This window comes from Bacillus sp. ISL-57 (genome assembly GCF_018613135.1).
In the GTDB taxonomy this organism is placed as follows: domain Bacteria; phylum Bacillota; class Bacilli; order Bacillales; family DSM-1321; genus Peribacillus; species Peribacillus frigoritolerans.
The window spans coordinates 682,952-697,408 of sequence record NZ_JAGGQV010000002.1; the positions used below are offsets into that span (position 1 = coordinate 682,952).

The following is a 14,457-nucleotide window of genomic DNA, read 5'->3' on the forward strand; positions in this document are numbered from 1 at the left end:
ACCCCACAACGCTTGCCCCGAGGAGGATTGGCAGACAGTCGGCGAAAAGGGAGCGGATTTCTGAAATCAAGCAGAAACATTTATTAAGAGCGGAATCTGAAAAGTTTTTTTAAACCATCTAAATTTAGTGGTGCTGTTCCATGACAATTTTTTATGTTTCTTTCTAGAAAAAAGAGGAAATAGTAAGGATACAATTATATTTAGAGGGAGCTCATTTATGGTAAATAAAATAAACGAAGAACTAGAAGCATATTGTGCGAGTGAATATTCAAAGCTATCACGGGTAATTGTTTGTGAACCTCGTTATATGGAGATCCGGGAGATTATTAACGAAACGCAAAAAGAGTTTCAAGAAGAAAATATCGATCAAGCACTTGCCTTGGAGCAGCACGCACAATTTACAAAGGCTCTAGAACATGAAGGGATTGAAGTCATTAAACTTCCGCCTCAATTTACATATCCGGAACAAGTCTTTACGAGAGATATCGGTTTCACTCTTGGCGAAACCGTTTACGTAGCTGAGTTGGCAACAGGTATCAGGCAGGGTGAAGAACAAATATTGAAATCCTGGCTCGAAACGAATGGTATTTCATATTTCAACCTCCTCAAAAATCATATTGAGGGCGGGGATGTCCTTATTGACGGAAAAACCATCTATATTGGAATCAGTGAAAGAACGGATGAAACATCCGTCAAGCATCTTCAATCCTTATTACCGGAATACGAGGTCATAGCGGTTCCTTTCATTGAAACATTCCTTCATTTAGATTGTGTTTTCAATATCATCTCACCGACAGAGGCGCTTATTTTTCCAGAGTCCTTTACAAAAAAAGAGATGGATTTATTAGCTTCACGTTATGACATGATTGAAGTGACGAAAGAAGAACAATTCACTTTAGGAACCAACGTGCTATCGATTGGGAATAAAAAATTGTTCAGTCTACCATGTAATAAACAGGTAAATAGTCAGCTTCGTGCACGCGGATATGAAGTCATTGAAGTAGATATAAGCGAAATCATCAAGTCCGGTGGCTCTTTCCGTTGTTGCACCATGCCACTATTGAGGACAACGAAGAAGACTGATTCTGCCTGAGCAGAATGAAAGAAACCGGACTTTTATGGAAGCCCGGTTTCTTTCACCTTTTTGTTGTCAATCATCAATTTTTAATGTTACAGTTTTTCATTCGGAATAGTCTCAACAGGAACCACGATTAATACCGGGAAATTCTTCATGTTTTTTTTACCCTTTTATGACTTCTTTCTGGATTTAAGGAATTTGCGACCACCCTTAAAAAGGCTGGCTGCATTATATAACTCTGATAGTCGGGCACATGAGAGTTCAAAAAATGCTTGTATAGATTTTTTTGAAATCAAGGATCTCCTCTATACATCAATTCAGCAATCTTAATATTATTTCAGAATCCTTTCTATTTAGCTGTACATACTGGCTATGTTCATCCTTTGTCAATTCTACAATATTTTCATCAGGATTTACCCAAACATAATATACGGAAATTCCACTTTCGTTTTTCTCATCATTAAAATAAAAGATGAAGTCCGCCTTAGGATGATCCTTCTCCAGCGCGAATTCTTCCCAATCGGCATTCTTTACTATTTCTTTTGTTTTTTCTGTTTTCCCCATTTCTATCTTTTTTTTATATGCTTCGAATTTGTAGTGTTTACCTTCATATTTTTGAACGGAAATATGTTCTTGCTTTGTTGTACAACCTGAAGCCAACGTTATTGATAATAAGCAAAGGCCAACCAGGAGCGGTTTCCTTTTCATTACATGTCATCCCCTTATACCCCAATGGATTAATTATCCAATATTTTTCATTATACTAGTCCACGCAAAAGAGTAATAGGATTGTTTGTCTATTTTTTAACCTTTATCCCTTGGGCATATGTCCTTCAATGCATGTATTCCGATTATTATTCAACAATTACACCCCTTAAAATGAAATAAATTGTAAATTAAAAAGCCTTCCCCTTTTGGAAAGGCTTATCTAAAATTTGATAATATTGAAATATCCTTGCTATAATTTTCATGAGTAGCGATAAGTAATACAAGATTGAAAGGGGAATATAAAATGAATTATGTTAAAAATCAACTGACAGCCATGCGCAGCAATCTTTTGAAAGAAATTGAAGGAATCAATCCAGAGTTCATGGATGTGCAGCCTAAAGGTTTTAATAATACAATCCATTGGCACATTGGACATGTCCTTACTGCAGCGGAAAAGTTTTTATTGAACTCCAATAGTAATTTGCCAGAGAGTTACAGCCAGCTATTCGGATACGGTTCAAAACCAGCCAACTGGACCGGAGATGTACCTTCCGTTGAAGTATTAAAGCAACAGTTGCATGAACAACTTGATCGACTGCTTGAAATTCCGGAAGAACGATTGACAGAAAAAACGGCACAGCCTTTTAACGGAATGGAAACAGTGGGAGAATTCATTAATTTTGTGGTCTTGCACGAAACCAATCATATAGGCCAAATTCACGCAATGAAACTATTCATACAATCCAACAACTGAGATTAAGAAACTGTCACCCTGTTTTTCTTGAAATGGGAGTGGCAGTTTTTTTCATTAGGACGAAAAATTACAGTTTTGGCGTTTGCACGTACGTTTGGAGCAAATACTCGTGAGTTTTAAGCTTTTACTCGTGAGTTTAGTGCAAATACTCGTGAATTTTATGCTTTTACTCGTAAATATAATCAATAAGAGCCCCCGCTCTTTTTAGCGAGGGCCTCCATCAGTTCATTCGAAGTGAACGTCTCTTTACGTCATTTGGTTATCCATATAATCACTGTATGCTTTTTCTGCTGAGGCTTCCGAAGTGAACAAAGCATCATCATCCTCGATCGTATGAAATGTATCGTTCAGGAACAAGGCAACTGCATTGGGATCTTTGGGGTGCGGAACAATTTCCGCTGCCCTGATATTCGAAACGGTAGGGACATGGGGATTATTATAAATCACAAACACCTCGTCACCGACCTGCACTTCTTTTGCATTGATTACACCCATAGAATTCTTCCTTTCCATTACTGATTTTCCTTTAGTTTATGGAAAGAAGCTTATAATTATTTATAAAGAGCGGCATTATCCGAATGGGGCCCCTTCTATATGAAGGAGCCCCGCCATTCACTTAAGCATATTCATTTTTTGTAAAAATTCGATCGGATGCTGTTTCCGGAAAAATTCCCTAAGCATATAGGCAACACCATCTTGATCATTGGAGCGCGTCACCCATTTTGCCACTTTCCGTACTTCCTCATCCGCATTGCCCATGGCAACTCCCAGACCAGAACCGGCAATCATCTCCATATCATCCAATCCATCGCCAATCGAGACGATTTCCGTTCTTTTCACCTCTAAATGGTCAGCTAAATACAATACACCGCTCCATTTAGATACACCCTTCGGAACGATGGTCAGTTTATGTCCTGGGTGTAAGAGTGCATCTACCTCAGGGAACATTTCCTTTATCAATTTCAACATATCATTTCGAGCATTTTTTTCTGGAAATATAATGTCCATCTTTGTCGGGGCCATCGGCTGGTCAATAAGCTCTTCACTGATATCATCCACATAATTTTGAGCATAAATATTTTGGTCATTCAAATACATAACCGATTTACCAAGCAAATTCTCCGGGAGGTTCACCCGATTGCCCAGCGAGTATTTTTCATGAATGAGCAATATTTGGCACGTGGTCTTTTCAAGCATTTGCACAAGCTCTGCAGTCAGTTCTTCTGATATTCTTTTTACCATTATCGGCTTCTCCATGGAAGCTCCGACAAAGGCTCCTTGCTGAGCAACGATCATCGGATTTATTTTTAGGGCTTTGGCCACTTTTTTTGCTGAGTGATAGTTTCTTGACGTCACAAGTGCAACATGGACACCTTTTTGGTGAACATAATCTATTGCTTCTTTAGTCGATTTATTTAAACGGCCATTCGACTGGAGCAATGTCCCGTCGATATTGACCGCAAGTAGTCGATATACCATGCTGATCTCCCCCATCTGTAGTATCCTCTTTCAAAATTTATGACTAAAATTTCGAGAATAGAACAAATAGTGGTTCACACCCCTTGCACTTGTGCTTTCAGGGAACAAAAAAACCCCCAACCATTATAGAAGGGAGTCTCCAACTGCTTATTGCTGTTGTTCAGGCAAGCCATATAAATCTTCAAGCGGCTTCATGATAATTTTATTGAGGTCTGCGATGACCATGCTCATCCGTTGTTCAGCTTCCATCAATTGTGAAATGGTTGGGTTTTGTTGGACAAGCTGTACCGTCTTTTGTGCTTGCTCAACCTCTTCCGGTGCAATCTCCTGTCCCATCATTTGCTTTTGCTGCAATGACATCTGCAGATTACGGAAGTTTTCAAACATTCCTTTTGTTGCTTCATCAGAATTCACAAGATCATATAAGCGTTGCAAATCGGCATATTCATTACTTGCCCTAATCGCCTTTTCCATTTCATACGCTGCATCATATACGTTACTCATTTATTTCCCCTCCCGGTAATCATTGTATTCCTACACCTTTTCCACTATAACAAATCCGATTGAGAATTACACGTCATCCTATTAAAACAGTTACGAAACCTTGAAATAAACCGATGATTCCACCAAGCATGGCCCCAAGGTATGTGATTCATCGACAATTCCTTCTAAGTGATGGAAACGACCATTTCCTCAAGTCAGGACACCGAAAAGGTTGAAACCTGTTCTTCCACGATATCGTCCAAATGCAGTTTTGGAATAGCGGCTGGAAATGATTGTTTACGTACTCGGCACCTTTTTCCACAAAAATCGGAACTCCCTTGTCCACGATGATGTCCGAGAAATTGGCAGTCAATTCTCGAACCGGTTTATTCAGGATCGAAGCGACAGGCAGCATTTCAGCCGTTTTTTCGGTAATCCATTGTTTTATCGTTTCTCTCCCGATCATTCCCTCGATATTCTCTATATCCCATTTCTCGAGACTTCCCCACTCTTTCACCAACATCACTGACAATATATCAATCGTTCTCGATTGTTCAAAAAATTTAATGATTTCCGGCTGAATCTTATCAATTAACTTTTCGTTTCCAATGAACATCTGAATTAAATTGATCAGCTTGCCCCGTTCCTTGAAAAAATCATCCTACATGTCTTAAAGACGAAGTTTTCCTTCCGCTGTCGTAGTATTCTTTTCCCATTTTCACGATGAAACGTGACAAATCAGGAATCGAGTCGAGGGCTTTTTGCTGAAGGTGGCGGAGGGACGATATCTTTCAAGCTCTTGCTCCTGCTCTCTCCCGACCATGTTTCATATTTACCAAGAATGAATGTTTGTAATCGCTGTTCTAGCGTAAATGAAGAATTCTTCATCCCCATTTGATCAAGCTATTGAGCAGTACTTTTTTGTGTGGACAATGCTTTCTTTACTTCTGCCTGGACGAAAATTTTCATATTCTGTATAGAGGCATCATTGATGACTTTACTGTGAATGCTCTCTGGTGTGATATGATCGACCACCAATTTGCCTAATTGTTCGGCTAGCTCATCCTGCCGCTTTGGAATCACCCCTGGTGTCAACGGCAGCTGCTCCCCAAAATATGGATTGGCTTATACGGTCTGAATAGCATTCTGATAGCCAATAAATTAGTGAAGCCGCCTATTACAGCACCAACGACAACCATAAACAGTATTTTTACCAAAACTCACCCATGAAATTTCTCCTTTTATTGCTTGAAATAAAGGCTTGATGACACCTTCTAATTAAAAAATCATAGAATGTGTTATCCACATTTGCCCATCATTTAATTATTAAAGGATATTAAACTTAGTGCAAACGGGGAATTATTATGAACCTTAACCAACAGAAAGTTTACATTACGGTAAATCCCGCAGAGACTAGAAAGAAGGCGCTATTGTTTATCGAAGAAAAGTTATTTGAGGAATGGGACCTTCAATTTGGAGAACCCGTAACGATAATGGCTGGATGCCGTTCCGTCCCGGTACTTGTCCAGCCATTCCCGTCATCCCAGCCTACAATGAAACTTTCATATGATATGAACCAAATTTTATCCTTACCCGCTTTTTCCGATCCAATTTCCGTCTCATACCATGCGGAAGAAAGGTCAATAAAAATAGGCCCATTCTTCGCTTCACTCATGAACCAGACTCCCTTGCAAGACGGGACATTTGGCGAAATGGAAAAATTTTATCAGGAAATGAAATCATATTGTAATCAGCAGGGCATCCCCTTCTATTTAGTAAAACTGCAGTCTCTTCAAAATGGGGTTGTGGAAGGCTACCTGCCAGGGCAAGGTGGCTGGAAAGCCTTGCCTCTCCCCATCCCTGATGTATTTTATAACCGGATACATTCGCGCAAACTTGAGCAATCGCCTTCTTTCAAGGTGTTTAAAACTGAACTGGAGGAACGGTCAATTCCAATGTTCAACGGAAGGTTCCTATCCAAACATGATGTACATGAACTGCTAATCTTAGAAAATGAGCTATTGCCAAATTTGCCAGAGACGATGCTGTTTAACGAAATGGAACCTTTCTTGACATTTATAGAAAAGCATTCGGTAATCTACTTTAAACCCACATCAGGCAGCCAAGGCAGGAATATTTGCAGATTAACGCAAGTAGCTGGAAAATGGAAAATCGAGCAATCCGGACATCTCCAGAATATACAATTTGCTGATACGGATGAAAAATTGTTTGAAACCTTAAAAAGATTTTCCAGAAAACGATCCTTCATTCTTCAAAAAGGGATTTCCCTATTCGAAACCGATCAGAGAAAAGTTGATTTTCGCATACTACTTCACCGGAACGAACAGCTTGAATGGAAAGTTACATCAATGGTTGCCCGGATTGGGGATCCTGGTACTATTGTTTCCAATCTTGCACAAGGCGGATTGATGAAAAATGGGCCGGATTTTCTAAAAGAAGCATTTGAACTTCAGGACGCCAGCCGAATATATCAAAAGCTCGTACGCCTGGCTAAAAACACTGCACAGGCCTTAGTCGAGAACCTTGACGATTCATTCGGTGAGCTAGGGATCGATTTAGCACTGGATACCGATACCCATCCATGGATCATCGAAGTGAATTCAAAACCTTCGAAAAAATTTCAAGGCAACTATGAAACCTTTCGTCCATCAGTAAAATCAATCATAGATTTCATGCTTGCCCTTAACCGCGAAAACCATCCATAAAAGGAGTTGCTAGCACGTGTTAATAGGATTAATGGCCACGTCGGATAATGAAAACAACTACTTCACCGAAATAGCCAAAACCGCTAAATCATTTAATATGAAAGTTTGCAAATTTTCACCGGAAAATATTGATATGGACCTGAAAAAAGTGAGGGGCGAGCGTTTTGATTCCGGGAACGAAACTTGGATCGCCACATCTTTTGATTTACCTGATTTTGTATATGATCGCTGTTTTCACGGTTTAGTTCGTGAGTCAACGGAAACACGACACAAAATCGAGTGGTTAAAAGATAACTCGAATTTCTTAGGACTGGGCCTTCCTGGCAAGTGGGAAGTGTACCAAATCCTAAAAAAACATCCACACCTACAGGCATTTTTTCCAGAAACCGTACAAGTGACGACGCCTGAAGATATTATAGGACATTTGGAACGCCTGGATAAAATCATCATCAAACCTGAATTCGGTGCAGGCGGTACAGGAATCTACCTCCTTTCAAAAACTGAAGACGGGACTTTGGTTTCCATGACGAAAAAGGGCACCAAATATGACCGCCCATTCTCCTCCAAATCTCAGCTTAACAAATGGCTGCAGCATTTATTAAATCGATACCGTTATCTTTGCCAGCCATATTTGGAACTTTGCACCCAAAATAATGAGCCGTTCGATTTACGGATTTTACTTCAAAAAAACGATAAGAATCAATGGATGGAACGGGGCCGCGGAATTCGTACGGGACAAAAAGACGGAATTACTTCAAATCTTGCCACAGGCGGGGAAGCCATTTCATTGGATACCTTCAACAAAAGAAACCCGGAAACGATTTCGATTGCTGTCGAACAAAAGATTCAGCATATCCTTCGCACCTTGCCCGTTGAAACCGAAGCTGTCTTTGAAAGATTATTTGAGTTGGGAATTGATCTAGGCATCGATAAAAAAGGCCAAATATGGATAATGGACATTAACTCGAAGCCAGGTAGGAAAATCATTCAGGCACTACAGCCGGAGACCATGAAAGATATTCATCGTGCACCGTTTAAGTATAGCCAGTATTTAGCAGAACAGCTTCAGAAAGCAGGTGAATAGGAAGTGAGAAAGACTTATCCTGCCGAAATTGCCACTATCCCTGGCAATGTTCTCTACTACCCTTCAGAGCTTGGAGATTTGGCAGAGATTGAATTAATTTATTTCGGACGACATTCATGTCCTGCCATCGTCAAACAAAACCCGGCCGTCAATCAAACAATCGTGCTATCGGAAAGTCTTGCTGAATCTCTATTATTCGATCATGCCGATATCCCCCTTCATTTATTCATATACGGCAAGAACATCCATATCGGACCGCTTGTCGGAATCTTTTCCTCAGGCTTCACGGGTCTTTCAAACAAACCTTTAGGGGAGAGATCTGAATTTTTCGCAAAGCTCCTTTCGCTTAGCAAGACCACAGGCTGTATTCCCTTTGTTTTTGGAGAGAATGTAATCAATTGGGATGAGGAGACAATCAGGGGCTATGTATTTGATAAAGATGACTGGAACATTTATGAATTTCCTTTTCCTAATGTCATCTATGACCGGCTACCAAATCGGTTGACGGAAAACCGTGATGGACCCAAAGAAGTGAAGCAGAAATTCAAAAAAATATATACCATACCATGGTATAACCCCGGATTTTTCAATAAATGGGATGTAAATGAAAGGTTATGCGCAGATGAGCGGGCACTGCCTTATTTGCCGGAAACGTATCCATTTCAATCCATATCCGTTGTGGAAACCCTTCTTTCCCATTACCGGCAAGTTTATATAAAGCCCATTCACGGCAGCCTTGGTCTAGGGATTCACCAAATTCTTTATGATAAGCATGAAAATGTTTACTATTGCCGCTATACAAACGAAGCAAAAGAAAATAAACTGCAACGGTTTTCGACATTGGAATCCATCGTTAAACATATTTTTCACGACCGCCCGCTCGAGAATCTGATCGTGCAGCAGGGCATCCCTTTAATTCGATCTGAAAAACGTCCAGTGGATTTCCGGGTCCATACGAACAAGGACAGTAATGGAAAATGGCAGGTGACCGCGATTGCCGCAAAAATCGCCGGCGCCGGCAGTGTCACGACCCATATTAAAAGCGGGGGTGTCATCAAAACGGTTGCCGAACTGTTTGGAGATGACGATGAGGCGACAGAAGTCGAACGAAAGCTATCGGAAGCCGCACTGATTTTAAGTGACAGTATAGAAAAAAACTTGGACGGCATCATCGCAGAAATAGGATTTGATTTTGGATTGGATAAAAAAGGGCAGGTTTGGATGTTTGAAGCCAATTCCAAGCCTGGACGTTCCATCTTCTCCCATCCAAAACTCAAGGATTTCGAATTGCTGACCCGAAAGCTAAGCCTTGATTATGCCATTTATCTTACGGAACAGACGATCACGAAATCAATCAGAGTGCCGCAATGAACATTTTTTATGATATCCTCACTGAAAATTGGTACCACACTCATGAGAATGCGGAACTTTTCGCCGGCTCTGCCGAAGAAGAAATCAGCTATAAAAAGGACCATTCGAATCAACCTCTAATTCCAATCACAATATTTCCGGGTAACCGGATGCTTACCATCGGAATTTTAACTGTTTCCAATCCCAAAAAGGAATCAGGTTTGGGTGGAAACCTGACCCTTTTTCGGGACTTATCATTATATTTATTGAAACATGGAATATTGGCGTATGTATTCACAGGAAATGCCCTTCATTCCGAGTCGATGAAAGGGTATCTTTTTTCCTCCATTTCAAACAAGTGGATTGAATGTAAAGTGCCCTTCCCTGACATCGTCTATAACCGTATCCCCTGGAGGAGCTATGAGGCGTCAGAGGAATTCCAACATCTTATCAGACATTTTAAAGATTACCGAATGACTCTATTCAACCCCTGTTTTATAGATAAATATGTGATGTTCGAAGCATTAACTGAAGATGGATCCCTCACCAATCACCTTCCGCCCACCATGGTCTTACGAAACAGCGGTTGCCTTGATTCTTTCCTGGAGACATACAGGCATATATACCTTAAGCCATGCAAAGGAAGCCAAGGGAAGGGAATTTATACCATTGCCAAAAATGATGATGATACCCTATTGTTCAATAGCTTAAAGCATAGTGAGTCCTTCCCGGATTTTGCTTCCTTCTGGGAAACCAAAAAAAGGGATTTATTAAAAAGGAGCTATCTTGCTCAACAGGCGATCATACCAAAAAAACTCTTTGGACATCGTTATGATTACCGGATTCTCGTCCATTATGAAAAAGGTTTTTATAAAGTGACCGGCAAAGCGGTAAGGATGTCGCAAACTCAGGAAATCACCACCCACACTCCCCTAGGCGGAAAGCTTTTTCCATATCAGGACCTTAAATCAAAAAAACTGGATCTAAAATTAGCGAATATCGCCCAAAAATGCGGAGAGATACTTTCAAAAAAGATCGGGTTTCTCGGTGAGTTTTCCATTGATATAGGGGAAGACGAATCGGGTTCGCTATTCATATACGAAGTGAACTCAAAGCCGATGCAATTCGATGAAGAAGAAATTGAAAAAAACAGGCTTTTGCATTTAAAAAATCTTTTCATTGAATTAACTTTTCCTAACCTGAAAAGAAAATAACACCTCCAGCTGCCGTTTTCCATTATAATCGAATGAGAAACAGTTATATGGAGGTAATACATATGATCACTCATTTTCAATGGGAACCATTGCATAAGAATCTGCCAGGATGGAAAATTTCCTTTTATTTCAATAAGCAGGCAGTCAAAGCCTTGTATCATAAAGATGGATCCATCGAGTGGACAGCCAATCCGCCTTCCGAAACAGATGAAACCAAACTTAAAAGCATGATACATGATTTAATGATTTTCCATGTATATGAATGACCCCCCTTTCCATTCATGAATCGCTAAACAGAATAAAAAAAACTCCTTTGCCTAAACTAAAGAAAAGGCTAGGAGGGATTTATTTTGGATAAAGAAAAAATGACATTTTTGAAGGATACCGAATATGATGGCAAGGACTCCGTTTACTTGGATATCGACCGTATCATCAATGAAGGAATGGCGGGCGGAAATGTGTACGAAGTCGCAAACCTTCAGAACATCGAAGAAGCACATGATTTTTATGATGAAACAGATCCCAATGTCAATAAATGAATAATGTGGGCTCTCTTATGGAGAGCTCTCTTTTATATTGGTCAGACCGTTAAAACGATAATTCAATCAGTCCCATTCTCCCTCGCACTTAAAATATTTTCGTTTAATATCGATGTAATGATATGTTCTGAATCCCATTCATGCCCAGATATTTCGATAAGGGGATAGCGATTCGGTAAAACGAGCTGCTGAATTTCATGAACGGTCAGTCCTTGAGAATGTAAGCGTAAAACTTCACCTTGGAGGTTTTCCAAATAATCAAGCTTTTTCCGAAACATGTCCTTCCCATCAGGGACATGCCCAGCATGGCAGCAAAACACATCCCCGAAGTCATATTGAAGTAATCTTTTTATGGAATCGATGATGACCGGGACAGACTCTTCCCGTAAAACAAGCTTTGTTTTCGGTGTAACAAAAAGGTCTCCTGAAAAGAGTACGCCATTATTATGGTTCAAATACACCATATGGTCCTTAGCATGGCCGGGGGTGAAAATCGGCTCCCATGTTTGGGTACGAGACTGTATAGCCTTCCCTAGCGGCTCAGCTTTAAAAGCATCTCGCTTTCCCCAGAAAATTTTGCGATATTCAGGATATATAGCATCCTTTGCACAAACCTCCACTGACATCGGGTGGATGAAAAGCGGCACCTTTTTATGTTCCTGTATCCAGGCAGCGCCCCCAGTATGGTCTTCATGATAGTGAGTCAGGGCCACTGAGTCGAAGTCTGCCGATTCATAGAATGGAATAAGCTCTTCCAATAAAATCTGTGCGCCAGTATCTATCAACAGGCCATCCGTTAAAAAGACATACACACTCATCCCCGCCTTGTTTCCGCCAGGAGTCCCATGCACGCAAACCACATCATTTATCGTGTTAATCTCTATCATTCGGTTTCCTCCCATCATTGTACAAAAATAGTTTCATCTTCCTTTTTTTAACTTCACTATAATAAATGTAGTACCACTTTACCTTTTTGACAAGGAAATATAGGAATAAGTTTCCTCGATGAAACGGCTGGATTATTGCATAATAGCCCATTTTCCATGAATCGTTTTAACGGACTGTACCAGATTTAATGACAAAAAAGTCAAAGAAACGATTGACATTGTCGGGTTTTACAAATAATATAGATTATATTATAAAACTTGAAATATTCTAAAATAATAATTTACTTATCAAGAGTGACGGAGGGATCAGGCCCTGCGATGTCCGGCAACCGCCCTTAGGGAACGGTGCTAATTCCTGCAGAATGATTGCATTCTGAAAGATAAGACGAGATATGATTTCGCTGCCTCTTTCTGAATGATGGAGGCAGCTTTTTTAATGTTTAAGGGGGAAAGCTCATGATTGAAATCCGTTCAGTCCGAAAGGAATACGTCTCGAAAAAAAACCGAGTTATCGGAGTGGATAACATATCTATAACCATTCAAACTGGCGAAGTTTATGGAATTGTCGGCTACAGCGGAGCTGGAAAAAGCTCATTACTCCGCTGCTTGAATTTGCTTGAACGTCCGACAGGTGGAAATATCATCATCGACGGCATTGATCTAACCTCTTTATCAAGTAAAGAGCTTCGTAAACAACGCCAAAAAATCGGAATGATATTCCAGCACTTTTCCCTGGTCAGTTCAAAAACCGTTTTTGAAAATGTCGCTTTCGCCTTAAAGGCCGCACATCGATCGAAGGACGCAATCAAGCTACGTGTATTGGAATTGTTGGAAATCGTAGGGCTCAGCGATAAGAAAGATGTCTATCCGGCACAGCTTAGCGGTGGACAGAAGCAACGGGTCGTCATAGCTCGCGCCTTAGCAAATGAACCCACTGTACTATTGTGTGATGAAGCGACTTCAGCCCTTGATCCAACAACTACAAAGGCGATTTTACAGTTATTGAAAAAGATAAGCAGTGAGCTTGGTATCACCATCGTCCTGATTACACATGAAATGGAAGTGGTCAAAGAACTATGCCACCGAGTCGCCGTCATGCAGGATGGCCGGGTAATTGAAGAAGGACCCGTTTATGAAATATTTTCACAGCCTAAACAGGAGTTAACGAAGCAATTCATTAGCAGTGTACTGGATTTCGAACTCCCTTCGCACTTGATTGAAGAAAGTCAAGGTACGATTATTAAGATCCAATTCGAAGGGCAAACCGCCGGTGAGTCGATTCTTTCGGATACTCTCCAATCCCATCCAGTAAAGGGGAATATTTTACACGGTAAAATTGAGTATATCCAGGATGTTCCTTTAGGCATTTTAATCATCGAGTTAATTGGCGATTCCGACCAAATACATTCGGCACTGGAATATATAAAAAATCGTTCCAGTTCTGTGGAGGTGTTAAAACATGTCACTGCTTAATCCCATCGTCAATATTTTACCTGATCTTAATAAAGCCTTTCTTGAAACGATTTATATGGTCGGCGTTTCTCTTGCAGTAGCCCTGCTGATCGGTTTACCGCTTGGAGTATTGCTATTTACAACAACCAGGAATTTATTTTTTGAAAATAGCATCGTGAATCGATCTCTCGGTTTCGCAGTCAATATTGTCCGTTCAATCCCGTTCATCATTCTCTTGGTCGCCCTCCTTCCTTTAACGGACCTACTTACGGGATCGACGATAGGGCCAAGAGCAGCTTCTGTTTCCCTGTCCGTGTCCGCAATACCTTTTTTTGCAAGGATTGTTGAAACGGCATTACGTGAAATAGACAGAGGAGTGATTGAAGCTGCAATTGCCGTAGGTGCCACTCCATGGATGATCATTAAGGATGTACTTCTTCCAGAGGCAAAACCGGGAATCATTCAAGGACTGACATTAACGACCATTTCGCTTATCGGTTACTCAGCAATGGCCGGGACAATCGGCGGTGGCGGAATAGGCGACCTGGCCATCCGGTACGGATATTACCGATATGACAACACAGTCATGATCACGACGATCGTCGTGCTGATCTGCCTTGTGCAACTCATTCAAATGGTTGGTGATAAAGTCTCATACATGGTTAACAAGCGATAGGATCAGTCATTTTTTCATGATTCAATA

The 14,457-nt window shown here is 40.6% G+C and carries 18 protein-coding genes and 1 riboswitch; of the genes, 10 read left to right on the forward strand and 8 right to left on the reverse strand.

Annotated features, from left to right (window positions below):
• Positions 1-217: 217 nt before the first annotated feature.
• Positions 218-1,093, forward strand: coding sequence for a dimethylarginine dimethylaminohydrolase family protein (locus J7I90_RS06590; RefSeq protein WP_214769489.1), 876 nt, complete (start codon positions 218-220; stop codon positions 1,091-1,093).
• Positions 1,094-1,390: 297 nt separating this feature from the next.
• Here J7I90_RS06590 and J7I90_RS06595 read toward each other — a convergent pair whose 3' ends face one another.
• Positions 1,391-1,786, reverse strand: coding sequence for a hypothetical protein (locus J7I90_RS06595; RefSeq protein WP_214769491.1), 396 nt, complete (start codon positions 1,784-1,786; stop codon positions 1,391-1,393).
• A 304-nt stretch (positions 1,787-2,090) separates the two neighbouring features.
• On the opposite strand from J7I90_RS06595, the gene J7I90_RS06600 reads away from it, so the two are divergent.
• On the forward strand, positions 2,091-2,540 hold the full coding sequence (locus tag J7I90_RS06600; RefSeq protein ID WP_214769493.1) for a DinB family protein: 450 nt from the start codon (positions 2,091-2,093) through the stop codon (positions 2,538-2,540).
• Between the two features lie 246 nt (positions 2,541-2,786).
• Here the strand turns inward: J7I90_RS06600 and J7I90_RS06605 are convergent, their stop codons facing one another.
• From J7I90_RS06605 to J7I90_RS06630, 6 genes are all read right to left on the reverse strand, one after another.
• Positions 2,787-3,035 (reverse strand): transcriptional regulator SplA domain-containing protein, encoded by a 249-nt coding sequence (locus J7I90_RS06605; protein ID WP_048687464.1) that lies wholly within the window; start codon positions 3,033-3,035, stop codon positions 2,787-2,789.
• 117 nt (positions 3,036-3,152) lie between these two features.
• Complete coding sequence (locus tag J7I90_RS06610; RefSeq protein WP_214769495.1) at positions 3,153-4,019, reverse strand: Cof-type HAD-IIB family hydrolase; 867 nt, start codon at positions 4,017-4,019, stop codon at positions 3,153-3,155.
• A 147-nt stretch (positions 4,020-4,166) separates the two neighbouring features.
• Complete coding sequence (locus J7I90_RS06615; RefSeq protein ID WP_034314741.1) at positions 4,167-4,523, reverse strand: YlbF/YmcA family competence regulator; 357 nt, start codon at positions 4,521-4,523, stop codon at positions 4,167-4,169.
• A 148-nt stretch (positions 4,524-4,671) separates the two neighbouring features.
• Entirely contained in the window at positions 4,672-5,118 is a 447-nt protein-coding gene (locus tag J7I90_RS06620; RefSeq protein ID WP_214769496.1) for a hypothetical protein, read from the reverse strand.
• Between the two features lie 287 nt (positions 5,119-5,405).
• Complete coding sequence (locus J7I90_RS06625; RefSeq protein ID WP_214769499.1) at positions 5,406-5,597, reverse strand: DUF445 domain-containing protein; 192 nt, start codon at positions 5,595-5,597, stop codon at positions 5,406-5,408.
• 373 nt (positions 5,598-5,970) lie between these two features.
• Positions 5,971-6,177, reverse strand: a complete 207-nt coding sequence (locus J7I90_RS06630; protein WP_214769502.1) for a hypothetical protein — start codon at positions 6,175-6,177, stop codon at positions 5,971-5,973.
• On the opposite strand from J7I90_RS06630, the gene J7I90_RS06635 reads away from it, so the two are divergent.
• The 6 genes from J7I90_RS06635 to J7I90_RS06660 all read left to right on the forward strand — a co-directional run bounded on the left by J7I90_RS06635 (position 6,176) and on the right by J7I90_RS06660 (position 11,415).
• On the forward strand, positions 6,176-7,228 hold the full coding sequence (locus tag J7I90_RS06635) for a YheC/YheD family endospore coat-associated protein (protein WP_214769506.1): 1,053 nt from the start codon (positions 6,176-6,178) through the stop codon (positions 7,226-7,228). The genes J7I90_RS06630 and J7I90_RS06635 overlap by 2 nt on opposite strands.
• A 16-nt stretch (positions 7,229-7,244) precedes the next feature.
• On the forward strand, positions 7,245-8,312 hold the full coding sequence (locus tag J7I90_RS06640; protein ID WP_214769509.1) for a YheC/YheD family endospore coat-associated protein: 1,068 nt from the start codon (positions 7,245-7,247) through the stop codon (positions 8,310-8,312).
• Positions 8,313-8,315: 3 nt separating this feature from the next.
• Positions 8,316-9,683 carry a YheC/YheD family endospore coat-associated protein gene (locus J7I90_RS27955; RefSeq protein ID WP_214769513.1) on the forward strand — a complete coding sequence of 456 codons (1,368 nt, stop codon included), beginning with the start codon at positions 8,316-8,318 and terminating at the stop codon, positions 9,681-9,683.
• Positions 9,680-10,876, forward strand: coding sequence for a YheC/YheD family endospore coat-associated protein (locus J7I90_RS06650; RefSeq protein WP_214769516.1), 1,197 nt, complete (start codon positions 9,680-9,682; stop codon positions 10,874-10,876). Before J7I90_RS27955 ends, J7I90_RS06650 begins: the two co-directional genes overlap by 4 nt.
• Before the next feature lie 62 nt (positions 10,877-10,938).
• Positions 10,939-11,142: a YheE family protein gene (locus J7I90_RS06655; RefSeq protein ID WP_034314751.1), complete on the forward strand. Its 204-nt coding sequence runs from the start codon at positions 10,939-10,941 to the stop codon at positions 11,140-11,142.
• A gap of 84 nt (positions 11,143-11,226) precedes the next feature.
• Complete coding sequence (locus J7I90_RS06660; RefSeq protein WP_034314753.1) at positions 11,227-11,415, forward strand: hypothetical protein; 189 nt, start codon at positions 11,227-11,229, stop codon at positions 11,413-11,415.
• Between the two features lie 62 nt (positions 11,416-11,477).
• Here J7I90_RS06660 and J7I90_RS06665 read toward each other — a convergent pair whose 3' ends face one another.
• On the reverse strand, positions 11,478-12,302 hold the full coding sequence (locus J7I90_RS06665) for an MBL fold metallo-hydrolase (protein WP_214769530.1): 825 nt from the start codon (positions 12,300-12,302) through the stop codon (positions 11,478-11,480).
• Between the two features lie 282 nt (positions 12,303-12,584).
• Positions 12,585-12,689: riboswitch (SAM riboswitch) on the forward strand.
• Between the two features lie 69 nt (positions 12,690-12,758).
• On the opposite strand from J7I90_RS06665, the gene J7I90_RS06670 reads away from it, so the two are divergent.
• Complete coding sequence (locus J7I90_RS06670; RefSeq protein WP_214769534.1) at positions 12,759-13,775, forward strand: methionine ABC transporter ATP-binding protein; 1,017 nt, start codon at positions 12,759-12,761, stop codon at positions 13,773-13,775.
• Entirely contained in the window at positions 13,762-14,430 is a 669-nt protein-coding gene (locus J7I90_RS06675) for a methionine ABC transporter permease (RefSeq protein WP_214769537.1), read from the forward strand. Before J7I90_RS06670 ends, J7I90_RS06675 begins: the two co-directional genes overlap by 14 nt.
• The last annotated feature ends 27 nt before the right edge of the window (positions 14,431-14,457 follow it).